This window comes from [Clostridium] symbiosum ATCC 14940, assembly GCF_000466485.1.
Classification (GTDB): Bacteria; Bacillota; Clostridia; order Lachnospirales; family Lachnospiraceae; genus Otoolea; species Otoolea symbiosa.
This window is the reverse complement of the sequence record NZ_KE992855.1, coordinates 30,750-55,609: the sequence shown is the minus strand read 5'-3', so window position 1 is coordinate 55,609 and position 24,860 is coordinate 30,750. Positions and strand designations below refer to the sequence as shown.

The window sequence follows — 24,860 nt, the reverse complement described above, 5'->3', positions numbered from 1 at the left end:
CCTGTTTTTTTACCTATAAAATGGAAATTTCGTTATATTTTTTATGTATTTTACACAACAAGGGTGTTATTTCACTTCATTTCTGAAATTTATTTTTGGAGGAATACTTCACTTTCCTATTACAACAGCGGATTTTTCTAACGGCCAGACAGGTCTGCGCAAAAAACCGCAGCACTGTCGTTAAACAGTGCTGCGGCCGGTAACACATTATCTCCCCCACCAATTATTTTCCTGACTTCCCCCACTCTGGGTGCCCTGCTGCGCCGGTCTTGTCTCCCACGACGGCTTGGACTCCTGCGTCGGTTTTGGCTCCCACGGCGGTTTGCTCTCCTGCGTCGGTTTTGGCTCCCACGGCGGCTTGCTCTCCTGTGTCGGTTTCGTCTCCCATGACGGCTTGCTCTCCTGTGTCGGTTTTGGCTCCCACGGCGGTTTACTCTCCTGTGTCGGTTTCGTCTCCCACGGCGGCCGGCTCTCCTGTGTCGGTTTCGTCTCCCATGACGGTCTGCTGGGCTGCGGCTGTGTCGGCCGGCTCTCCCATGACGGCCAGCTCTCCCACCAGGAAGTCGATTCACGCTCTACTGAGCCTTCCGTCTCCTTCTGTTCTCCTCCCTCTGTCCCCGGGGGAAGAATAACGGAGCTTAAATCACCATGCAGTCCGCACCGGGGCGGCAGGGTATACTGGGAGTCATCCGTTGCTCCCTCTCCAAACGGAACGACAAGGAATACGCCTTCAGCGGTCTCCGGACAAAATTCTGTTGCAGCCTGTCCTGATTCCGTACAGATTTCTGTTTTGACATGCCGGTCGCAGAGCAGGGTCGGCTCCGTGCCTGCTTCAAAATATTCCGTGTATACGGCATTTCCCCTCGGCTCGTTCGTACATACGCCCGGTATCGCGAGTTTACCCGATTTGCGGCAAATCTGTACTTTTACTATGCCGTCCGGTACGGGAAACCCCGGATCAGGCAGTCCCTCATGGACGCGCTCCATGATTTTCTTCCATATATCCTTGTGATAGGAGCTTCCTCCGCTGATCGGCTGGCTTGCGTCGTTCCCACTCCAGATACCTGCTGTGTAATAGGGGGTAAAGCCTGTAAACCACAAATCCTTACTGGCCGTCGTAGTCCCGCTTTTTCCCGCCGTCGTCATGCCGGGCACCCTGGCCCGCCCGCCGGTTGGACTTACCTTGACAGATGCAAACTTTGCTCCGCCGGATACGGCTTCCCTCAGGGCGTCGGTCAGCAGAAAAGCCGTCTGCGGTTTCAGGGCCTGATGGCGTTCCGGTACGTTCTCAATCAGAACCTTGCCGTCATGATCCACAATTTTCGTAAAAAAGACGGGTTTTGTATACACTCCCCCCGCTGCGATAGCGGCATAGGCGCCGGTCAGCTCCAGATTAGACACCCCGGACGTGATTCCGCCAAGGGCTGTGGACGCATTGTAATCTTTATCCGACATGGTTGTGATTCCCATTTTTTCGGCGTACTGAACGCCCAGTTCCGGTGAAATCGTCTCCATCATGCATCGGACCGCCACGATATTCATGGAATACACAATACCTTCCCTGATATTGGAATATCCCAAAAACTTGCTGTACCAGTTCCGAAAGGACTTTTTTCCCACGGAATAGGGGGCATCATAGTACGTTGTGGCAAGCGTCGCTCCCATGCTGTCCAGAGCCGGTGCAAAGGAGGCTATCACCTTAAATGTAGACCCAGGCTGGCGCAGGGTATTGGTCGCGCGGTTCAAAGTTCTGCTGGCCGTCTTTTCTCCGCGCCCTCCGCTGATCGCCTTCACCTCACCGGTCCGCTGATCCATCAGCACAAAAGACACCTGCGGCTGTATCACCGTCTGTAAGCTCTCCCCGGCTATCTCATCCCCTTGCGCAATATACTTCGCTTTGAAACGGTCCACATCGGCCTGTACTTCTTCCGCATTTGCATACAGGCCGTTATAATTGTCTTTCAGCTCCTCGTTGTGGTATTTCCGGATATCCTGCTCTGAATAATGACTCATACTGCCGTCTGAATGGCGGATGGATAAGCGGTAGTCCGCCGACAGGTATGCGGCCTTGTAATTTTCAGGATTATTGATTTCCTCGTCTACTATCGCCTGTATGCGTGCATCCTGTGTCGTATAAATGGAAAGACCGCCGCCATATAACATTTTCCGCGCTATGGCCTCGGAATATCCCAGACGATCCATCAGGGCTTCCGTCACCTGCTCAATGACTTCATCGGTAAAATAGCTGTACGGCGTGGCCGATGCCCTGGCCGTCACATCCACATTCTGGATTCTGTCATAGACGTCATCGGCCAGGGCCTCCTCCTTCTCTTCCTCCGTAATCATTCCCTGCTCCTGCATTTTTCCGAGAATGATTTTCCGCCGCTTTTCATTTTCTCCGGCTCCGGTCAGCGGGTTCAGTTTTGACGGGTTTTTCGTGATTCCGGCCAGTACGGCGCACTCCGACAGCGTCAGGTCCGATACGTCTTTGTCAAAATACCTTCTGGCTGCCACTTTCACCCCCAGGGTATTGGAACCCAGGTTAATGGTATTCAGATAGTTGGTCATGATGGTCTTTTTATCCACCATTTGATTGAGCCGGACCGCCAGATACTGTTCCTGGATTTTCCGCTCCAGCCTGTCCTTAAACGATGTCTCCATGCCGCCCTGGAACACCGCATTTTTGATGAGCTGCTGGGTTATGGTACTGCCGCCTCCGGCAGAGGAATTCCGGGTCAGAACGCCCTTTACGGCTCTTAAAATCGCCCTGATATCAATTCCCTTATTTGTCCAGAACCGTTCATCCTCGATGGCAATAAATGCGTTGACCAGGTCTTCCGGAAATTCTTCATAGGAGGCCTCCTCCCGGTTCGTACCTTCCATCACCAGTCTCTCTGTTTCATTGCCGGCGCTGTCGTAAATTGTAGTGGCAAATCCCTCCGGACGCAGGCTAAGCGCCGTTATATCAGGCGCCTGGTCAATGATGCCTTTCAGGATATAGGCTCCGGTACCGGCAGCGGCGAGAAGACAGAGTATAAGTGACGCCAGTATCACTTTCCACACGGATGACTTTTTCCTGCGGCTGCCTTTCGCCTTGTCTGGTTGTCTGCCTCTCCTTTTTGGGATCGGACGTTCATTATCATATCTATTTGAACTGTTTTTTCTATCTTCCATAATGCCTCCAAGCACTTCGGCCCGCCCGTCTGTCATATGCCGGATTTCAGCCAAACTGCATTAAAATATCTCTTTTGATCAGTATTACCTATCCTTACAGTTTTAACAGAAATTCACAAGAAATATCCGGTCGGCTGATAGATTCTTATCAATTATGGAAAAAAGGCCGCGTACACGTCGCCGCCTTTAAGAAAAGGGGCTGTCACACCCAAGTTTTTAACTCGCAGTGTGACAGCCCCTTTTTGCTGCTTAACATAAGAGCGGTAAATCTCTCTCCTAAAACTTAAAAGCCTCTCTCCGAAGAAGAACGCAGGCCGTCAGTCTTCCATGTTTCTTTTTATCTCTTCCGGGATAAACTCGCCCATATACTGTTTTTCAGCAGGTTTTTTATCCTCGAATTCCAGGCGGATTTCTTCATTTGTCCGTTCTGTCTCCTCCCAAAATTCCCTGGCCGAAATCAAACGGCAGCCCTGCCCCCGGATGATAATCTGTTCCAGGCGGTCTGAAGTAGCCACTGTTACATCGTATTTTGATGCATTATCATGGGCAAATTTTTCAATATACTGGTCCGCAGTCTCGGCTTCCTTCGTATAGACCACATGAATATTGTGATAGTCCAGGAACTCCGTCTTATGCCCCTGCACCCGGTAAGCGTCAAACACCGCAATCACCTGGCATTTTTTAGCTCCCTGGTAATTACAAAGGATATCCAGCAGCTTTCCCCTGGCGCTGTCTATATTCCGTTCGGCCAATTCCCGGAGCTCTTCCCAGGCAAATATGATGTTATAGCCGTCTATAAGCAGATACTGTTCCCGTTTTTCTTCCTTTTTGGCAAGCCTGGCAGCCGTGGCTCCTGTTCCGGAGAGACGGCCTGCCGTATAAGTTCCTGACGGTGTTTTACTCTTACTGCCCCAACGGCGTTTCTGTGCTCCCGTCTTATCTCGTTTATTTGCATGATAGGTGCGCGCAAGAATCTCGTCTATCTCATCTGTACCGAGCCAGATTTCCTCATGGCCTTCGTCTTTCCTTCTCTTTTTCCTTCCGTTTCGCCCCGCTGTACCGCTCCCGTCCTCACCGTCATTGCCTTCTGATATCTCCGGAGGCAGGCAGCTCTCCAGGTGCATATAATCAGGCACCTCATCCCAGCTCACGACAAAACCGGCCCCATGGGCGCAGAATACGGAGCCTGACGGATTTTCCGTGTCGCTGTCCGCATCGTACCCGGAGGCTTCAATTACCTCGTCTGCGTTATGGCAGGGGGCATATCCCTTCAGTGTACAGGCCAGACGTCCCAGACCTCCGGTATAAGCCGTCATCTCCTGCTGGTACCCGTCCATGCAGGCCACCGGAGCGCTGCCTGACAGGACTGCATACTCTCCTTCCATCACCGGAGGTTCAAACTGTCCGTGCATCCGTTCCACATCCGTCATCGCACGGCCCAGCATCCGTTCCGGCACCTCCAGGCGGAATCCGTAGACAGGCTCAAGCAATACTGAGTCTGCCTGCATCAGTCCCTGACGCACCGCCCGGTACACCGCCTGTCTGAAATCGCCGCCCTCCGTATGTTTCAGATGGGCGCGGCCCGACATCAGCGTAATCTTCATATCCGTAATAGCTGACCCGGTTAAGACTCCCTTATGCTCTCTCTCCTCCAGATGAGTCAGAATAAGCCTCTGCCAGTTCCGATCCAGTACATCCTCACTGCATTCCGTTGAAAATGAAAGGCCGCTCCCGGCTTCGGCCGGTTCCATCAGAAGATGGACCTCCGCATAGTGGCGGAGAGGTTCAAAATGGCCCACCCCCTCCACCGTATTCTGAATTGTCTCCTTATAAACGATACTCCTTCCGCCGAACTCGATGTTGATTCCGAAGCGTTCCCTGACCAGGCCCTTTAAAATTTCCATCTGGATCTCGCCCATGATCTGCGCATGGATTTCTTTTGCTTCCTCCTGCCAGGTAATGTGGAGCTGTGGTTCCTCCTCCTCAAGCTGTGCCAGCTTCGGCAGCATTACTGCGGCATCTGCCTCCTCCGGCAGTTGTATCCGGTAGGTAAGCACCGGTTCGAGAACCGGCATGGCTCCTGCCTCCTCAATGCCGATGCCCTTGCCGGGAACCGTCCCGGACGGCCCTGTCACCGCACAGACCGTCCCTGCTTTTGCCTCCTGAACGGCTTCAAACTTCTCACCGGAATAGATTCTGATCTGGTTGACCTTTTCCTCTCCTATCAGTTCCCTGACCTTCAGGCTCCCGCCGGTAATCTTCATATAGGTCAGCCTGTTCCCCTGGTTATCTCTTGCGATTTTAAACACCTTCGCACCAAATTCAGACGGATAATCCGGCATGGACATATAGTCCTCCATCCCCTGCATAAAGGCTTCGATCCCGTCAAGCTTCAGCGCCGATCCGAAAAAGCAGGGGAATACCTGCCTTGTCAGAATCATCTTTGTCACATCGTCCCTGTGAATCATTCCGTTCTCAAGGAACTGATCCAGGGCCGCCTCGCCGCACATGGCCAGATTCTCATAAAAACCTTCCGTCCCCTGTTCCCCGAAATCCACAATATTTCCGTCCAGTTTCCTAGTCAATTCTTCCAGTATGGCCTCTTTCCTCTCTCCTGCCAAATCCATCTTATTGACAAACAGGAAGGCGGGAATCTTATATCTGGCAAGAAGCCGCCACAATGTCTGCGTATGTCCCTGCACGCCGTCCGTGCCGCTGATTACAAGAACCGCATAATCCAGCACCTGCAGTGTACGCTCCATCTCAGCCGAAAAATCCACATGGCCGGGAGTATCTAAAAGTGTGACCTGCATTCCGTTCCATTCAAGTATTGCCTGCTTGGAAAAGATGGTAATTCCCCGCTTCTTCTCCAATTCATAGGTATCCAGAAAAGCATCGCCTTTGTCAACCCTGCCCAGCTTCCGCACAGCTCCGCCCGTATAGAGCATAGCCTCCGATAATGTAGTTTTTCCCGCATCCACATGGGCAAGAATGCCGACTGCCAGTTTCTTCATCTGTCCTGCTCTCCCTTATCAGTTCTAAAAATATTCTCTCCTGACAGTTTATCACGGAACCGGCGGAATGTAAAAATGTTTTGATGGAGAAGGACGCGTCCGGAACGGACCTGGGCCGGTGTGGTGAGGGGGCAGTCTTCAGTTCCGGCAAAAACCTATCTTCCCAGCAGGCCGTTCTCCTCAAGGAACTGATGGGCAACTTCCTCAGCGCTTTTCCCTTCAACGTCCACCTTGCTGTTCATTTCCGCCATCGTTTTTTCATCGATCCGGCCATCCAGCTTTGAGAGCACCTGTTCCAGCTCCGGATATTTGTCAAGCGTCTCCTGCCTTACAAAGTTGCACGCATAATAGGGAGGGAAAAATCCAATGTCATCCGGAAGGACCGTCAGGCCCAGCTTGTAAAGCAGCGCGTCTGTAGAAAATGCATCCACAACATCGACCTTTCCGCTGTCAATGGCCGTGTAGCGGACACTGGCGTCCAATCCGCTGACTTCCTTGAATTTCACACCGTACTCTGATTCCAGAAGGGGAAGGCAGTCGTCCCTGTCTACAAATTCCACGGTGCAGCCAAGCCGGAGTTCCTCCGACTTTCCGATTAGATCCGACAGCGTTTCAAGCCCGTAAGCCTCTGCTGTTTCCGGCTTAACGCTCATCACATAAGTGTTATTGAATCCCAGAGGCTTGGACGTGTGGATATTATGCTCCGACCTCATCTGTGCGGAAACCGTCTCATATACGCGCTCCGGGTCTGAGTCCATCGGCTGTCCCAGCAGATTTGAGAGTGCTGTTCCGGTATATTCGACAAACATGTCAATGTCGCCTTTTTCCAGGGCGGCAAAACAAAAGGACGCGCCATTCAGTCCAAATGATGTTTTAACCTCAATATCCGTGTCAGCTTCGATCAGCTCCCTGTAAATATTACCAAGAATATTCACCTCGGTAAAATTGCTGGCTCCGATGGTTATCGCCTTTTTTTCTTCTGCTTTGCAGGCGCTGAGTGACAATACGGCCGCTGCCGCCGCCAGACACCATATACTTTTTGTTCTCATTTAATTTTCCTCCTGTATAGAGCATTACTTTATTACTTATAGTCTCATTATTACTGCCGCCGGACCGTATCAAGCTGCCGTATAGTAGAGCGCTGATACCAGGATAATCATTCCACACAGTAAGAAGGCTGCTGCCTTCTCCCTCTTCTTTTCCCTCTCCGACTTGTTTTTAATCTGTTCCGGAGCCAGGAGCCCCTCGCTGGTTATGGCCCGTTCCAGGCGTCCGAAAATAAAATCAACCAGCAGAGCCAGGGCGGATACCGGAATCGCTCCCAGCAGGATCAGCTGGTAATTTAACGAATTCAGCCCCAGATTGATGAACCACCCCAAACCTTTTGCCCCTGCAAATGCTGCAATCGTCATGGTCCCCACCGCCGCCACCGCCGCGATGCGAATGCCTGACATAATAAACGGAGCTGCGATAGGTATCTCTATCTCAAACAGGCATTTCCATCTGGAAAGACCGATTCCCCTGGCCACTTCAATATTTTTCGGATCCACACTCATAATGCCCGTATATGTATTTTTCAGGATAGGGAGAAACGCATATACAAAGACCATCATTATTGCCGGTTTGGTACCGATTCCAATGAAGATTACGGAAATCGCCAGCAGAGCCAGGCAGGGAATGGACTGCATCAGATTCGCAATAGTTAAAGCCGCTCCGGCCGCCGTCTTATTTCTTGTGATTAGTATTCCCACCGGCACACCGACTGCCAGTGAGATCAGGACTGCAATCGTCGTCATATTGATATGCTGCAAAAAAAGTATCCACAGTTCTTCTTTTTTAGACCAAAATAATTCTATAAAACTGTTCATGATGCCGCGCCTCCTTCCAGCTCTGACTGTTCCGGGATAAACTGTCTGCTCAGTACTGCCAGCAGACTGCTCTTTGTCAAATACCCCCTGATCTCACGTTCTTCCCCGAGAACCGGTATGATGCCGAAATGGTGCCCGTAATTCCTTATCTTCAGCATCGACAACACATTACGGAAACTGTCCTCCTCTCTGACGCTCAGATAATCATCAGAGATATAATTGCTGACGCTTTTATCGTAGTCCGTTACGTTCTTGAGGGAATCCATCCAGATCATCCCCAGGAACCGGTTCTTTTCCCCTGTTACCAATAAACTGTCTATATTGTTCTGTCTCATAATCTGCATTGCCTGAAGAATCGTCCGTTCCCTCGAAATTGTGAATGGACGTTTCCTCATTATATCTTTTACCCGGATAAATTCGGGATTATGCCACAGCCTGTTTTCTCCGATAAAATTCCGTATGTAATCATTTGACGGATTTTTCAGGATATTTTCCGGCGTATCGCACTGGATCACGCGGCCATTATAAAGAAAACAGATTCGCGTGGCTATCTTGATCGCCTCATCCATATCATGGGTAACGAATACCACCGTCTTTTTATATTTTTTCTGCAGCCTTACCACCTCATCCTGCAATTCGCTCCTGGTCAACGGATCCAGGGCGGAAAATGGCTCATCCATGAGTATGATGCCGGGATCCATGGCAAAGGCCCTGGCCACGCCCACTCTCTGCCTCTGTCCTCCCGATAGCTGAGCCGGATATTTGTTCCTATAAATCTCGGGCTCAAGATTCACCAGCTCCAGAAGCTCCCATACCCTCTCTCTTATCTTTTCCGCAGGTATATGGCTGCTCTTCATAATCAGGGCAATATTTTCACCTACCGTCAGATGCGGAAACAGCCCTCCCTCCTGTACCACATATCCTATCAGCCCGGACAGCTCGGCAGTTCCGATATCCTGCACCCGCCTTCCATCGATCCTGAGTTCCCCCTGTTCAAAGGTATTCAGCTTGTTAATTGTTTTCAGCAGCGTCGTTTTTCCGCATCCGCTTGAACCTATCAGGGTAAACAGTTCCCCTGTCTCTATCTTCAAAGACACGTCAGTCAGCACCGCCTTAGTATCTGAATATGATTTGTACACATGTTCAAACTCAATCATAAGGTTTCCTCCTCTCCTTTATGAGTCTTTATTGTAGCATTCATACTATAAAAAACGTGTTAGCAGAAGGCTGCCCTGCTAAAGTTTCCATAAAGAAAGAGAAAGAAGCCCGCGAGCGTGATTCTCCGCCTGCGGCGGGGCGCTTCGGCGGCATAATTCCCTGCCGGCGCAGAGCGATACTCCGCGGAGCATATTGTTCCACGTCACCGCCATCAACAAAAAAAGGGGGCAGCCCCCTTCTTAATCAGGTTCTGCCTCCTCTAATAAAATCATGAACAGGGTGCCTCCATACTGACTGCTTCGGATTATCATTCTTCCTCCGTTTGCTTCCACGATTTCACTTGCCGCAATCAGTCCGCAGCCGAGTATATTCTCCTGTTTTTCTTCGTCACTCATGCTTTTTTGCAATAACTGCGGTGTAATCCCGCTTCCGCTGTCGGATATTTCAAGCTTTCCCTTCCCCTGATCTTTCGTCAGGCTTATGTAAATTTTCGTGTTTTCAGGGGTATAAACAAGCGCATTATTTAGAATATTTGAAATTACCTGTTTCATCTGCCCGGCATCCACCCTGACAGGCAATTCTCCATCCGGCCTTCTCAGCCAGACAATTCTCTCCCCGGCACATTCTTCATAGCAGGCCAGCGCTTCATCCACAAGCTTCTGAAAATCTGTTTTCTCCCTTTCGGCATATACTTCCCCAAATTCGATGTTATACATTTGGATTGTATTTACTGTCCGGTTATAGAGAGTTCTGAATCTCAGATACAGCTCTGAGAGACGATTCCTCTGCCTGTCTTCCTCCCGGCATCCGGCAATCACATTTTTAAATTCCTCCATATTCGAAGTAAAAGGCCGGATGAAATTACATTGCAGGGAATGATTTAATGCATCGAGAAATTTTTCCCTCTGTCCTTCCAGTTCCACTCTTGACCGTTCCAGCTCGATATTCTCTTTTTCAACCGCCATGACCATTTCAGACATAACCGTATTGACAAAAACCATATGATTGCTGTCAACTTCTTTTCCGTCCGTATAAATCCCGATTACTCCGATACAGGATTCCCTGTTCTTTACCGGCATATAGACCCATCTGGAATCGGAGAAAAAACCTGTTCCGGCTCCGCATACCGTATTGTTAATAAAGCACCAGACCGCAGGCGTATTATTATCCACCATATTTTCATCAAAATGGCTCTTGATAAAATATGGCTTTCCCAGTTCACCGGGACTTTTGGCAAGGTATACGACACACCGTTCGCCAGCCGCCTGGAACAGGCTCTTGAGAACGTAATACACAATATTATCAAGACCCGACAGTTTCAAATAACCGCAGCTGATTTCGAACAATGCCTTCATCCGGTTCTCATTGCGCTGCGACACTTCAACCTGCTCCCTCAGCTTGGAAACCAATAGTCCGGTTATCACCGAGACTATCAGGAAAATTACCATCGTCACAATATAATTCGGATCATTGACCCGCAGCGTATAGCGCGGCGCAGTGAAGAAAAAGTTAAAAGAGAGGATGCAGATTACGGTATAGATGCCTCCCCACAGAAACTGGTGTATCTCTATCATCAGAATGATTACGCTTATCAGGTAAACCATAATAATGTTTTCAGCTCTTACACGTATCGTCCACAGTCCCAGTGCCAGCAGTGTTGCCAGGATGTATATGACTGTCATTTTTACTATTTTTTTCGGTAGAGAGTCCGTTTCTCCCCTCTGCTCAGATGCCATCTTCCTATCTCCCTTCAGTCTTTTTATAACCGTCCTTTATTTCCCGTCCGAACTGGACAGCCGCAACAAATATCACATAAATTTCAAGGCGCCCGGCTAACATTCCAACCGTCTCAGTCCAAAGCACCACCGGACTTGCGTCATAACCGGTAATCCCCACCGACAACCCCACCGTTCCAAGGGCTGAGGCGAATTCGAACATGGAATCCCCGATTCCGAACCCACAGGCGCAGAGTATAAAAGTTCCGGCCGCAAATACTCCCAAATATAACAAAATAAAATCGGAAGCTTCCAGCCGTTCCTCTGCCTTCAAATATTCATATCCGCTGATTCTGTAGATTCCGTCTGCATGAATCAGCCGTTTCTGGCTGATCTTAGATCGGATACTCCAGCAGAGGCTTTTCAGCATTATACAGACACGGATTTGTTTGATCCCCCCCGCCGTAGAGCCCGTGCCTCCGCCAATCAGCATCAGCAGTGTCATCACCAGGATAAGAGGACTGCTCCAGACGGCAAATGAGGGCACTGTCTGGAACCCGGTCGTTGTCAATGCCGTCACAACCTGGAACAGACCGTCCCGAAAGCCCTGTCCCACATGGCCCTCCAGCCCTCCATAAATCAAAAAGGCCGATAGTACAGGGGCGGCAAGGGCACAAAGAATGAGTTGAAACTTTACTTCACAGTATCTGAAAAAATTCTTTCCCCCACCCCGGATCAGATAAAGATGCGCTAAAAAATTGGTGCTTCCGAGCAGCATCAGCACGATTGTTACTGCTTCAATTCCAAAGCTCCCATAATAGCCGATGCTTTCGGCTTTTGTAGAAAAGCCTCCGGTGGATAAGGCCGCAATGGAGTGATTCAGCGCGTCAAACCAGTTCATTCCAAAATATATGTAAAGTAAGGTTCCGGAAATAATATATCCCGTATAGATAACGATTATCATCCTTGCCGACTTTACCAGGTTCGGCACAAGCCGGTCCGTATGTCCTTCCGCACAATAGAGCCTCATTCCGTGCCGGTCCGACAGAACCGAAATCATCACAAGAACCAGACCCACTCCGCCAAAAAAGAGCATTACGCTGCGGAACAGCAGAAAAATTTTCGGACAGTCCTCGACATTGACCACGGAAAGCCCCGTAGTGCTCCATCCGCTCGTACACTCAAAAACAGACTGCGTAAAATTATACTTTCCCGTCAGCATAAAGGGAACAGAACAAAAAAGAATTGCCAGCAGCCAGGAAAACACTACGATCAGCGCATCCTGATGTCCAATAAGCCTCCGCTTATCACGGCCGCGGATAAACAGAGACATAACATAACCTGCCAGTATTGCCGTAACGCCCGGTATCGTAAAGCAGCTGGCATACACAGATTCCTCCGGATAAACCGCAAGCAGCATGATGGGAAGAAGTATGATTCCGCCGATCAGCATCAGTATGATTCCGAGATACCCTGCAATCAACTGCCCGCCGCCTACCTCGTTCCTGTTCTCATCCATTATAAAGGCTCCCTTCCCATAATTTGCAGGATTGCCTCATTCTGAGTTTCCGGAGTCGACAGCACCAGTATTTTATCATTAACCTGTATGGCGGTCTGTCCCTTGGGAACGATGATCTGCGAGCTTCTGACAATACAGCAGATAATCACGCCATCCCCCAGCTCGATTTCATACAGTTTTTTCCCTGCAACAGGACTGTTTTTTCCAATCATCAATTCATTAATTACGAGATTCCCCTGGTCTAACGGCAGACAATTAACTAAATTTTCCACCACCGACATCTGCTCAATAAAGCCGGCAACCATGTAAGTGGCGCTGATAGCCGTATTAATTCCAAGTTTTTTAAAGATATCGACACTTTTCGGATTGCCGACAACGGCAACCGTTTTCTTAACGCGGTAAAGTCTCTTGGCCGTCTGGCAAATTGCCAGATTATCCGCATCTGCAGCTTTCAACGCAATAATTACATCCCCGTCTTCAATATTTGCTTCATCTAATACATATAGCTTGCACGGATCGCCATGCACCACCGGAATCTGATGAGCCTGGCTTAAATAGGTACAAAATTCCAAATCGTCGTTGATCACTATGAGCTGATGCCCTTTCCCGTTCAAAAGGCGTATCAGATAATCTGCTTTCGCTTTGCCGCCCGCTATTACAATCTTCATCTATACCATCTCCCATCTGATGATCCTTATCGTTATAGAACCGTAGAACTCAATTCCCAAAACTTCTCGACAGACAAACGGGCCGGATAGATCGCCCGGATATTCAGCCCGCCAATCAGATGCTCCTTATCGGTATCGTTGAGACGGACAAACACCTCTTCAACATCATAAATCCGGCGTGCCATCTGGGCCAGCATACAATTGACATTGTCATCGTTCGTTGCTGCAACGACGACAGACGCCTTCCAGATACCGGCCTCTTCCAGAACATCCGGATCGAGTACATTGCCTACAATCTGAAAACCGCTGAAATTTGCCGGCAGCTTACGGAAAGCGCCTCCGTCTTTTTCCACTACAATTACATTATTGCCATGCTCAGACACCTCTCCGGCCAGACTTGCGCCAAACCGGCTGCACCCCGCAATAATTACAGTTTTTCTTCTATTCCACATATAAGATCCCGCCTTACATTTCAACTGCTGAACGCTGTTTTATATTTCCATTTTCACAAAGTCTTTTCCAAATTATAATCTCAGAAATCGTGAATATCAATCATCCCGGCAGGAATTTACTATCGTCTTAATGCCGTGGCTGAAATCTTAATACGTTCTTTATCTCTTTATTCAAATCCACAGGTTTGCGGTCAGCCCATACGCACATAGGTCACTGTCTTCAAAAAAAGGAGCAGCCGGCACTCCGGTTGCTCCTGACATATCTGTACAACGTATCAAATCGGGGAAGCTTCTCCTATAAACCGGAAGCTGTCACTCTTTCCATGCAGATTCCTTCATTGCCCCTTCAAATCTCTTCAAATCGTTAATCTTCCTCTTCACTGTCGCCGTCATCATCGCTATTCTCACTTCCGCCATCTTCGTCGTCCTCATTACTGTCCTTATCGTCTTTGCTATTATCCTCCTCATCATTGCTGCCGCTGCTTCCACTGTCGCTCCTGACTTTGCTATCGTCTGTGTCAGCTTCTTCTTTCTGCTCCTCATCCGTCCCGCCGGCAGATTCCGGCTTATTATCCTCTGGTATTCGGACTGGCTGAATGTGGACGGGCTTTGCCTTATCACCTGCGTCCGTTTTTTTATCGCCTCCGTCCGGGCCGTCCTTTCTGGCATCATCGCTGTCCCGGTCATCATCGTCCTTCTCATCGCTGTCAGGAACATCCGCTTTCATGTCGTCATCGTCTGCATCATCACTGTCAGAAGCATCCGCTTTCATGTCGTCATCGTCTGCATCACCGCTGTCAGTAACATCCGTTTTCATGTCATCATCGTCTGCATCACCGCTGTCAGGTCTATCGCCATGAGTCTTCTGTTCCTGGAATTTCTGATGATATTCCAATAGATCCATCGGCTCACGATTGCCATTTTCCGCCGCTTTTTGAGCCATATAGATACCAAGGCTGACCGTTTTTGCCTTTGCATTCTTAACATCGCGTGCATCGCCCTTCAGGTATACCGCAGCCTCGCCGGAAAATACAAATTCCAGGTGACTGGCCAGAGCCGCCTCCTCGTCAGGATTCCCCTGCTTTATCAGGGCATATCCCACGATAACCCCTTCCGATCCTGCCATGCTGCCAAGGAGCGGCTGCGCTTCCTCCAGCCTCTTTCCCACCAGGCCATTGAGCTGATTTTCATCCTGTGATGCTCCATAAGACTTCACTCGGATAATACGGTACTCTTTATCCAGTTCAAGCTCCACATCACCGGTTCCTACTGCCGATACCATAGCGTAGGCTTTTTCCTGCCCCATAAATACGGAGACAAATATCAGCAGGAAGGCCGCTGCAGCACAGGCAGCCGCTTTCACAAAGGAACGTCTCATTCTTGCTATGGGAAACGGAACCGTCCTGGTTGTCTTCTCCTCCTGGTATAGATCCTCCGGCAAAATATATATTTGGTCGCCCACACGCATTCCCTGTTTCTTATGAATCCGGATCACGGCGCCTTTTTCTGTCATTGCGAGGCAGTATTTGTCCTTTATATCCAAAATTATCCCTTTGTCATACATGGCGGACGCACCTCACTCCCTGAATCCAGTCAAGCAGCTCCGGAAATTGCCTGACAAAGATGATCATTGTGGCCAAAATGAAAATCTTACTTCCCTTTACGATTTTTTCCGTCACCCTTGCGATGCGGGCCACCTCCCGCACGGGCAGCTTTCTTTTACGGTATGTCAGTTCCACCGTGTGCTGATCCTGGCTGGCTGTCTTCGCCACATCCATGGCTGCAATCCGTGTATCCTTATGCTTTGGCGCCGCGTCCGCAAGGTGTTCAAGGGTCAGTCCGAACAGCAGCAATTCCTCCCGGTATTGCAGGATTTCCTCCCTCAGTCCGTTTTTCTCAGCCGGGTCCTCACAGGATGGCTCCAGCCCGGCTTCCCGCATCTCCTCTAAGGATATTGTCTTAAGACGTCCTTTTTCCTTCCGTACAAAGTTTTTTAGCCTGCTGTCAATAACCAGCCTGGTAAATCCGAGGAATCCCCCCCGCTCAGGCTCGTATTTTTCCACCGCTTCCGCAAACGCGGCCAGAGCAACGCTGAATTCATCATCATTTTCGGTGGAAACATATCTCCCGGTAAATTCGCTGACCGTCCGAATGAGAAATGGCATATGCTCTTTTATAAGCCCCTCTAAATTTTCTTTTTCAATCTTCTCCCCCGACAAATTATTCAGCACCTCCCCAGTTACCTTTATCAAAATTATATCAAAAGTCCCCGGTACTTACAATCTATAAAATGGCCATAGGCCTCACCGGCCGCCGGTTAGTTACTGTTCACACCATGCCAAAAAGCGGCATGCTGTAAACAATAACACGCTTCGCGATGTACAGAAACTGCAAAAGCGCCGTTTCGCGCCGTGAAACTCGGGATTTTCGTGCAAAATGCGCACGAAAACACCTCGCGGAATACAATCTGTGAACAGTAACGCCGGCTACGCCGGCTAAGCATTACAGGCCAGAAGGTTGACGCTGTCGATTCCCTCCAGCCCGAAAAGCCTGTCAATCATCCGGTTTTCTTCTGTCCGGGCAATGCTGACCTCATAGACCAGCTCAAAGGAATCAGTTAGGATGTTCTTTGCTTTCACCGCACTGGTTCCGGCCAGCTGGTTCACTACATCCTGAATCTCGTCAATATCTGTGCTGCTCCCCCGCACCACCAGAAGCATGGGCTGATCGTTTACAGCCGATTTTCTGGTGCCCAGCATGATTCCTGCAAGGAAGAGGCTGCCTGTGCCTCCGATGAAATAACTGCCGGTAGCCGCGGCAATTCCGATTGCCATGCTCCAGAAAATAAATCCAATGTCCCGCGGATCCCTGATATTAGTCCTAAAGCGCACAATGGACAGGGAACCCAGCATTCCCAGAGACAGTGCAAGATTGGACTGAATCAAATCCATCAGTACCGTGGAGATCAGCGCCAGGCTTATGAGGGTGACGCCGAACTGGGGCCTGTAACCTTTTCCTTTGTTGGCAAGCCGGTATGTTCCCCACATCAGCGCCGCTAAAAGCGCTGCCCATAAAAGGCTGCCCATAATGGCCTTTGTATCCGGTTTTGATGTGATTAAACACAGAAGCTGATCCATATTCTCTTGAAATTGTTCGTTCATAGTTTTTACTCCCCCTAATCTAATTTTTTATCTGATAAATTAAAGCCGCTAACCTCCTTCAGAGACAGCGCGGACACCCCGGGCATTTCCTGATCCATGACAGTCTCCGGCCATACCGCAGAGCCGTCGGAAACAAAATCCACAGCCAATTGCGGTCCCTCGGAATAAAAGGCAGTTACCTTGAAGCTCTTTAAGCGGGCGGCCATTTCGGGTGTGCATGAATCCGGATTTTCCTCCATATTGCCGCAAATCAGGCCGAATTTTGGTTTGACCTTCTCAAGCAGAGCGACCGAAGTGGCATCCGTTTCTCCGTGATGTCCCAGTTTCAGGACATCCGCGCGTTTTTTCATATCGGAATGCAGAAATTCTGCTTCCTCACTCTTTTCCATGTCACCAGTAAAGAGGTAGGCCGTGTTCTTCCAGGAAAGGCGCATAACCACGGAATTATTGTTTCCGTTTTTTAAATCCGCCTTGCCGGGCACCCATATATCCAGCAGGGCGCTCCCCAGGCTAAGCTGCTCGCCTCCCTTTAGCTTTACAACCGGAACCCCAAGCTCCCCGGCTGTTTCCACGGCATCGATATCACGGTAGGATACGGTGTCAAGGGCGGACAGGTAAAGTGCGCGGGTGGGAAATTCTCTCATCAGAGCCTCCAGGCCGCCGGCGTGGTCCTTATGCCCATGAGACAGGAAAATTCCATCCAGACCTGCGATTCCCTTGACCCGCAGAACTCTTGCAATCTGCGGGAAATCCCCGGCTTTCCCTGTATCGCTTAAGTAAAATCCGTGCTCCGGTGTTTCAATCAGCAGGGCATCTCCTTTACCGATGTTGATAAAGGATACCCGCAGGCGTTCATCTGATTGTGAAACGGCATTACCGCCAGAGGGATCACCCGTTGATTTAGGCGCGCAGCCTCCCAGAATAACCGTTGCCAGGATCATTGCCAAAATTATAAAATGTTTTTTTCTTATCATTTACGCTCCCCCTATGCCACCTTCGTCTCAGGGGCCAGGACATTGACGCCGTGTATCCCGTCCATGGTACTCAAAAGGGTGAGTATGGATTCCTCATCCTTCTGTCCCAGCTTCATTTCATATACCAGTTCAAAGGTATTGGCGAATATATTTTTGCACTGCACGGCGCTGCCGCGGGCCTGGCCCATAATCCGTTCCACATTGGCAATCTGGCATTTATCTCCCCTCACCACAACGGTAAGAGCATTTTTACTTTTAATATTTAGGCTGAACGCAAGCATAATCACGGCCAGAAGCAGGGTTGCCATAATCCCTGCGGCAAATGCGCCGATGGCCGATGAAATCCCGATGGCCAAAGCCCAGAACACAAAGCCCAAATCTCTGGGATCCCTGGTATTGGCGCGCACCCGGCAGATGGAAAGAGAGCCAAGGATGCCCAGGGACAGCAGAGGATTATTCTGAATCAGCGCCAGAAGCAGGGTGGAAATAAAAGAGAGCATAAGGAGCATCACATTAAACTGTTTGTTGTAAGTAAGAGAATCGTGGCACATCCGGTAAGTGATGAACATGCCCCCTCCAAGGCACATGGTAAATATAAGGCTGACCAGCAGGTGCATAGGTGTCAGAATATACGGCTCAGCCAGGTTTTGTTCTAAAAATATTGCTGATAATTTACTCATTTCATAATCTCCTCTCTATTAATTATAATAGCTTTTTAATATTTCACGCGATGTTCCGAATTTGCTGGGCGGCTTTCTCGTAAGGTCACAGTTGGACAGCGCCTGCTGAATCTGCCGGAACAGGTATCGATCGTATTTGATTTCCAGGATGGTGTCATCCTTTGGCATGGCGGCCTTGAAATTCAGCCGGTGGGAAAACAGGTCGTGGCAGAATCCGCAGTAGCGCATATTATTATCAAGCGTCACCCTTGTGTTGAAATCCGGGTGGGTATAGGCCCTCCTGTCATACTCTACCAGGGAAACCGGGCGGTACAGCGAATGTGTCATAAGCTCATAAGCGTAACGGGCCGTGGGATGGCTGTAGTTGAGAAGCACGCTGTAGTTGCACTGCAGAATCCGTATGGCGTCCTCTCTTGTGACCACGACACTTTCCTTAAGTTCCCGGCCAAAGCTCTTCCGCTTCAGCTCAAATTTTGCCTTTGTATCGTTCGGGTGGTAAACTCTCAGCCGGATGCGTTTCTTTTCGTCCTTGTGACATTGTTTATCCATATAATCCTCATTTATGATACTGTCGAAATACACGCTGCGCACCGTATATCCGTTATAGCCTCCGTAGGCATCGGGAATCAGAAGCCGGTCGAGGGCGTTTATTAAATAGAGCCGGTCCGACAGATTCAATAAATATTTAACTTCCCTTCTGGAAACTGCCAGAACGGCGTTTTCTTTTTGTGATAAAGCCATTTCATTATCCCTCCCTTTTTTGGTCACTATATAATACAAGGGTGGGGCTGGATTTGGGGACCATTTCTGAGAAAATATGAAAAATATTGAAAGAATTAAACTTTACATGATAAGATTGACAGTGACCCGGTTCCGGCAGCATGAAAGGCAGAGGATGAATTCCTCTGCCTTTCATGGGTGTCCTATCTCTTTTTACCCTGTCATGTCTGTTGATTTGTTCGTCATAAGAGAATTTCTCCGGCTATACTATTTTGAAACATACCGGAATAAGGTCTCAAATAATTTCTGCGGCTCAATCGGCTTAGACAGATGGGCGTCCATACTGATATCCAGGGACTTCTTAACATCCTGCACAAAGGCGTTGGCCGTCATGGCTATGATTGGAATCGTCTTTGCCTGAGGATGCCTGCTCTCCCGTATCGCCTTTGCGGCTTCGTAACCGTCCATTACCGGCATCTGAATATCCATCAAAATGACATCATATTCATTCTCGCTGCTCTCTGCAAAGACTTCCCAGCCTATCTTTCCATTCTCTGCCACGACAACTCTGGCGCCGGCTTTTTCCAGCATCTTCTTTGCGACCTTCTGGTTAATGGGATGGTCCTCAACTAAAAGAATCGTGATGCCGGAAAGATTCTGTATCTCCGGTTTCGGCGGCTCTTTTTTGGGAACCTCCTGCTCACCTGCCAGACGGATTGGTATTTTCACGATAAATTTACTGCCCCTGCCCGGTTCGCTTTCCACTTCAATGCTGCCGCCGCTTAATTCCACTGTGCTTTTGACAATTGACATTCCCAGGCCTGTTCCCTCCACATTGCCTGCCGCAGAGTCCAGGTGCCGGAAAAACGGTTCAAACAGGCATGCCCTTGTATGCTCATCCATGCCGATTCCGGTGTCGGTTACGGTTATCCTGCACAATATGTGATCAGGCCTGCAGCAAGGCAGTTCCGCGAAAGAATAATCTACCCTGCCGCCCTCCGGCGTGAATTTAATGGCGTTGCTCAAAAGGTTATCCACGACCCTGTTAAGCCTTGCCACATCTCCGATACAGCAGTCATGCCGTATATCCAGAGAATGTGTGAAGACTAGCCCTTTAGCCTCGGCCAGCGGGGCAATTCGTTTTATAATCTTCTGATGCTCCTCACGGCTGCTGAACTGTTCCTGCAGCATTTCCGCTTTGCCTGACTCAATACGGCTTATGTCCAGAATATCATTAATTATGGAAATCAAGTGCGCTGAAGAGGATTTAATTGTCGTGAAACTTTCATGGATCTGCTCCCGGTCCGAGAGATCGGAAAGGGCAAGCTCCGTCATGCCTATGATTGCGTTCATCGGCGTTCTGATATCGTGGCTCATGGCCGCCAGGAAATCGCTTTTCGCTTTATTGGCAGCTTTTGCAAATTCCAGGGCTTCCGACAGATTCCTTTGCTGTACCTGTTCCTTTAAATATGTGGCGGTCATATCAGTCCTTGTAAGTATCACTTTCTTCTTTGTATCGTCAAAATAGGAGAATGTCCACAGCTTCCGTTCCCGTTTCCCGGTTTTCGGATTGACGATAGAGTATGCGGTCTGATAATCATTGCCCGCTTCTCCCAGGCCTTTTAATATCCCCTGTATCGTGTTGGTATTGGAACATGCTTCCCGCTCTTCCTCCACCACATAGGTAAGCAGCCCGTTTCCAACCCGCATATCGTAGTTCTCTCCCCTGGCAGGATGATCATATTCCCCCATGCGGTCAATGATCCTGTCAATATTCCCGCTTGCTATGTCAATCAACGCAATAAAATCAAATTCCTGTTCCACAACCCGGTTTATGATTTTCTCGGCAATCACCTGCTGGGACATGTCACTCACGGTCAAAAAGCCTATTACATCGTTTTTGTCGGGAGCCAGCATTGTATCCACATTTACCTGTACATAAAGCCCTTCGTCCTCATCCCTGAATTTGCAGTAGTAGATATTGTTATGGTTACTGATTCCTTTTGCAAAATCAGCCAGCAGCGGTTTCGCCAGATATGTATCCAAAAATTGGCTCCGTTCCTTTTCATCCACAATAGCGTCAGCAAACCGTGTGAAAAATTCATCTCGTACAGAGCCGTAGCGTTGTCCAAAATCCTGGCCCGAGAAATCGTTCAGCCCCTTTATGATATTTTCTTTCAGGCTGCAGTATCCGGTGAGAAGAGTGTCCAGGTTCTTCTTATTTTTGTGCAGCAGAAGCATTTCTTCGAATTTTTGCCTGTGCTGTATTTCACGGCTGATATCCATGGCGCTTCCCAACGCTGTCCTGCGTATACCGTCAGCGTCCACCAATACGGTATAGGACAGCCTGATCCAGGAATATTCCCCGGCTTTTTTATCAAATACCCGGAATATTCCCGAAACCTCCCGTTCCCCTTCCCTTATATGCTGAAGCAGCAGCCGGGCTTTTGGGGCATCCTCCGGATGGAACAGCTTTCCCTCTATCAGCCCTTCCTGTATATGATGCGCATGCAGGCCGTAAGCGCTGACCACCTTATTCCCCTCAAGGACAGCCTGCCGTTCCATATCATATTTCCATGAGGTCACGCCGTTCTGCCGCATGACTTCAAAAAACGTCTGTTCCAGCTCCTTATATCTGTCAATATTCTCAGCCGTGCAGATTGTCCGGATCGCCCTGCCGGTGTCATCACAGATAACATTGCAGCGGAAATTCATCCATATCCATCTGTCTGAGCCGGGAATCTTTGCCCTGGCGCTGAATTCCTCCTGGAGGGAGCCATTGTCAATATCCGCAAAAGCCTTCCGGTAGGTCTTCTGATCCTCCTCATGAATATATCCCATCCTCAGCCAGGTTTCCGGGAAATTATCCACTATTTTCCCCAGGCCGAAAAGGCTCTGTACCTTTTGTCCCGAATAAGCCGTATGGCTGCCGCAGTCATATTCCCAGAACATAAGGTTGGAGTGGTCTATGGCCTGTTCCAGCGCCTGCTGCTGCAGGTACTGCTTCTTCTGTGCCTCAATGCGGTCAGTGGCATCCAGATAACCGATGTATATAATTCTCCGGCCTTCCCTTTCAGTCAGGGTTGCCCTCGCCTGCACCCACACATAGGTCCCGTCCCCGCAGACAAGCCGGAAGGTATCGTCCACCTGGTCACCGGGCTTTTGAAGTTTACGGTAGGCGGCAATCACACGTTGGATGTCATCCGGATGGAGGCCGTCAAAGGCGCTGTCCACATATACCTGATAAAACTGTTCCCTGGTCATCCTGGTTATGTTCAAAAATCCCTGGCTGACAAAAATGGGATAGGGCATTCCCGCGCCGGTAATCTCAATGGTCACCAGGCCGCCGGGGGAATTATTTACCGAATCGGAATATTCCGCCAAGAGACGGTCATTCTCCTGCCGGGCCTTCAGCAGTTCAAGCTCTGCTTTTTTACGGGCAGTTATGTTATGGTACACGCAGTGCAGCAATGGGTATCCATCCTCATAGCCTATGACCTTTGCCTGTATGCGGACCCATACCGTATCCCCATTCCTGTGGTACATACGGAATTCGAAATCAGCGGAAGCATTATGTTCCGCAGCATAACGCAGTTTCCGCATTGCCGTCTGTGTGTCTTCCGAGGAAGGCATTGCTGAAGGCTCGTCCTTTATCACCCGTCTGTACTCCTCCGGCGTATAACCGGTTAGTTCCGGAACTCCTTTGGAAAAATACTGCATATCAAATACATCTGAAACCCTGTAAACCGCGACCCCGCCGGGGATGGCATCAATTACGTTCTGCAGCTTCGTTTCCAGGAAAAATGCCTCAACATAATCCCCCGGCATGGAAGAATGAATCAATGTGATTTTCCATCCATGACTCTCCTCCTCACAGTTTGCCGTAACAATAAATGGAGCTAAAACCGGCTCTCCCTGCTGTGACAGCAACGTATATTTCACGGAAACTTCAACCAGGTCCTTACGCCGTTCCCGCAGCATAAGGACCTCTGTCTCTCTTCCTGATACAAAGGGCACAGTTGCCAGCCCTTTGGACACTGCCGTACGTATCTGCTCCAGTCCGTTTGAAACCTCGCCTGTACTGACTCCTACCACATGGGCATCCGCAGAAAAACAGGACAGTATGATTTCCAGATTCCTGTGCAGAAAATATGCTTCGTTCAATTTATTGACAAGCACCAGCGCAGCATTCAAATTCCCCGTCATATCATTCTTCTCCTGACTGTCCCAGGACCCTCAGAAGCCGACTTAATTCCGCCTCCACCAGTTCATAGAGTCCGTCCACTTTTTCATACTGTTCAAATCTTAATGCCCCTACCATATCGCTGACGGCATTATACAGCGGTGTAAGTCCCAAATTTCCTGTGACGCCCTTTAACGTGTGGGCGTATTCAAACATTTCTTTGTATTCCTTATGTTCATATGCATTTTTTAAAAGAGGCCAGCTGCTGTCAGAAAGAAATTTTGTGAGACATTCTGCATATAAATCCTCATCCCCCACAAATCTTTCCATTGTCTTTTTCATATCCACACCATATTCAGTCAGTACTTTTTTTAACGTATCAGCCATATCATCCCCCTCGGCAGCAGCCCTCTTATGTATTTTGTAATCCTGCTGTAACTATCTTTATTTTACACTTTTTTAGGCTTATTAACAAGACAAATATGCGCTTATTAGAAGCAGCCGGGGGGTGGAAAACTGATACCTGTAGATAAGCCTGACCGGTGATACTGATCATAACAGACAAAAGAGCCATAACGAAATAGAAGGCCTGATATCTGGTGGGGGCAGATATCAGGCCTTCTATTTCGTTTTTCTTTGCCATCTGGAATGATTGGCCATGGCAGAACGGCAGAACGCCTGCCGCCCCGTGTTATTTTTCTTCCTTCATAACCTGGATAATCTCGTTCCATCCGTCCGGCTTTTTCTCCACATAGCGTGCCGCAAAGTCAAACTGTTCCATATCTTCCATTCTCTCCTTGGCCGCTTTCGTCATGACGGAGCTGAAGCCGCATTCCTCCAGCATGGCGATGGAGCCTTTCAGCTCAGCCGCCCGGCGGTGGCAGTGGATTGCCGTTCCGGTAACGAGCCTGTCGAGGTGGGAGGTAAAGGGGATGTTATCCATGGACTTCGCAATGGAAGAAACGACTTCCTCTGATACGTCATAGGCATCGGCCGCCTGTAGCATCTCGATCATCAGGGAGGCAATTCCCTTCATATAAATACTTCTCACCAGCTTGATTGCCGAGGCCGCGCCTGCCTTTTCCCCGGCCGTTGTAATCTTCATGCCGTAAGGCGTCATCATTTCTTTCAGTGTATCGGCTCCGTTTCCGCTGGCGGTAATCGGAACCTGGTGTTTGTCTTTTGGAAGGGAACCTAACATCGCGGCATCAACGAATTTGACTCCCGTATCCCTGACGGCCTCCCAGATTTTTTCTTTCACCGCAGGTGTCGACGCGCTGACGTCGGCGTAGATTTTCCCCTCGCAAAGCACATCTTTAATCTCATCACAGACATCGAGGGCAAAAGAGGAAGGTACAGCCCCAAAAATTACGTCCGCCTGCTCAGCGACTTCCTTCGCCGTATCAAGAAGGGCTGCCTCCGCCTCCGCGGCGCGGCCTGCCACCATCGGTCCCATCACAGGATCCCCGGCCATCTTATCGTATGCAATAATTCCTGTTACGCCTTCCCCTTTCAGTCCAAGGGAAATATTATATGCAGCTTCGCCGAAACCGATAAAACCTATCTTCATTTCA

At 49.4% G+C, this 24,860-nt stretch carries 18 protein-coding genes; all 18 read right to left on the bottom strand.

The genetic code is table 11. The annotated features are described in order from the left end of the window. Positions 1-207: 207 nt before the first annotated feature. Positions 208-3,063 (bottom strand): transglycosylase domain-containing protein, encoded by a 2,856-nt coding sequence (locus CLOSYM_RS05920; protein WP_044902183.1) that lies wholly within the window; start codon positions 3,061-3,063, stop codon positions 208-210. Between the two features lie 428 nt (positions 3,064-3,491). After that, positions 3,492-6,188 (bottom strand): translation factor GTPase family protein, encoded by a 2,697-nt coding sequence (locus tag CLOSYM_RS05915; RefSeq protein ID WP_021641362.1) that lies wholly within the window; start codon positions 6,186-6,188, stop codon positions 3,492-3,494. A 155-nt stretch (positions 6,189-6,343) separates the two neighbouring features. Continuing rightward, positions 6,344-7,237: a glycine betaine ABC transporter substrate-binding protein gene (locus CLOSYM_RS05910; protein ID WP_009298316.1), complete on the bottom strand. Its 894-nt coding sequence runs from the start codon at positions 7,235-7,237 to the stop codon at positions 6,344-6,346. 69 nt (positions 7,238-7,306) lie between these two features. Then, on the bottom strand, positions 7,307-8,056 hold the full coding sequence (locus tag CLOSYM_RS05905; RefSeq protein ID WP_009298317.1) for an ABC transporter permease: 750 nt from the start codon (positions 8,054-8,056) through the stop codon (positions 7,307-7,309). Continuing rightward, complete coding sequence (locus tag CLOSYM_RS05900) at positions 8,053-9,213, bottom strand: ABC transporter ATP-binding protein (RefSeq protein ID WP_009298318.1); 1,161 nt, start codon at positions 9,211-9,213, stop codon at positions 8,053-8,055. Before CLOSYM_RS05900 ends, CLOSYM_RS05905 begins: the two co-directional genes overlap by 4 nt. 240 nt (positions 9,214-9,453) lie before the next feature. Further along, on the bottom strand, positions 9,454-10,950 hold the full coding sequence (locus tag CLOSYM_RS05895) for a DUF4118 domain-containing protein (protein WP_021641360.1): 1,497 nt from the start codon (positions 10,948-10,950) through the stop codon (positions 9,454-9,456). Between the two features lie 4 nt (positions 10,951-10,954). Further along, entirely contained in the window at positions 10,955-12,448 is a 1,494-nt protein-coding gene (locus tag CLOSYM_RS05890) for a TrkH family potassium uptake protein (RefSeq protein WP_021641359.1), read from the bottom strand. Then, on the bottom strand, positions 12,448-13,116 hold the full coding sequence (locus CLOSYM_RS05885; RefSeq protein WP_003501278.1) for a potassium channel family protein: 669 nt from the start codon (positions 13,114-13,116) through the stop codon (positions 12,448-12,450). The genes CLOSYM_RS05890 and CLOSYM_RS05885 overlap by 1 nt, the downstream gene beginning before the upstream one ends. A 32-nt stretch (positions 13,117-13,148) precedes the next feature. Beyond that, entirely contained in the window at positions 13,149-13,568 is a 420-nt protein-coding gene (locus CLOSYM_RS05880) for a potassium channel family protein (protein ID WP_003501276.1), read from the bottom strand. Between the two features lie 364 nt (positions 13,569-13,932). Next, entirely contained in the window at positions 13,933-15,111 is a 1,179-nt protein-coding gene (locus CLOSYM_RS05875; RefSeq protein WP_169728234.1) for an anti-sigma factor domain-containing protein, read from the bottom strand. Between the two features lie 13 nt (positions 15,112-15,124). After that, positions 15,125-15,820, bottom strand: a complete 696-nt coding sequence (locus CLOSYM_RS05870) for a sigma factor (protein ID WP_021641356.1) — start codon at positions 15,818-15,820, stop codon at positions 15,125-15,127. 243 nt (positions 15,821-16,063) lie between these two features. Then, complete coding sequence (locus CLOSYM_RS05865) at positions 16,064-16,729, bottom strand: DUF4956 domain-containing protein (protein ID WP_021641354.1); 666 nt, start codon at positions 16,727-16,729, stop codon at positions 16,064-16,066. 14 nt (positions 16,730-16,743) lie between these two features. After that, positions 16,744-17,703 (bottom strand): ComEC/Rec2 family competence protein, encoded by a 960-nt coding sequence (locus CLOSYM_RS05860; protein ID WP_021641353.1) that lies wholly within the window; start codon positions 17,701-17,703, stop codon positions 16,744-16,746. An 11-nt stretch (positions 17,704-17,714) separates the two neighbouring features. Next, positions 17,715-18,383, bottom strand: coding sequence for a DUF4956 domain-containing protein (locus CLOSYM_RS05855; RefSeq protein ID WP_021641352.1), 669 nt, complete (start codon positions 18,381-18,383; stop codon positions 17,715-17,717). A gap of 18 nt (positions 18,384-18,401) precedes the next feature. Then, the gene (locus CLOSYM_RS05850) at positions 18,402-19,124 is read right to left on the bottom strand and encodes a polyphosphate polymerase domain-containing protein (RefSeq protein WP_044902173.1); all 723 of its coding nucleotides are present in this window, start codon (positions 19,122-19,124) and stop codon (positions 18,402-18,404) included. A 246-nt stretch (positions 19,125-19,370) separates the two neighbouring features. Beyond that, the gene (locus tag CLOSYM_RS05845) at positions 19,371-23,309 is read right to left on the bottom strand and encodes a hybrid sensor histidine kinase/response regulator (protein ID WP_021641349.1); all 3,939 of its coding nucleotides are present in this window, start codon (positions 23,307-23,309) and stop codon (positions 19,371-19,373) included. A 1-nt stretch (position 23,310) separates the two neighbouring features. Continuing rightward, positions 23,311-23,673, bottom strand: coding sequence for an Hpt domain-containing protein (locus CLOSYM_RS05840; protein WP_003501249.1), 363 nt, complete (start codon positions 23,671-23,673; stop codon positions 23,311-23,313). A 304-nt stretch (positions 23,674-23,977) separates the two neighbouring features. Beyond that, positions 23,978-24,856 carry a DUF1932 domain-containing protein gene (locus CLOSYM_RS05830; protein WP_003501233.1) on the bottom strand — a complete coding sequence of 293 codons (879 nt, stop codon included), beginning with the start codon at positions 24,854-24,856 and terminating at the stop codon, positions 23,978-23,980. Positions 24,857-24,860: the final 4 nt, after the last annotated feature.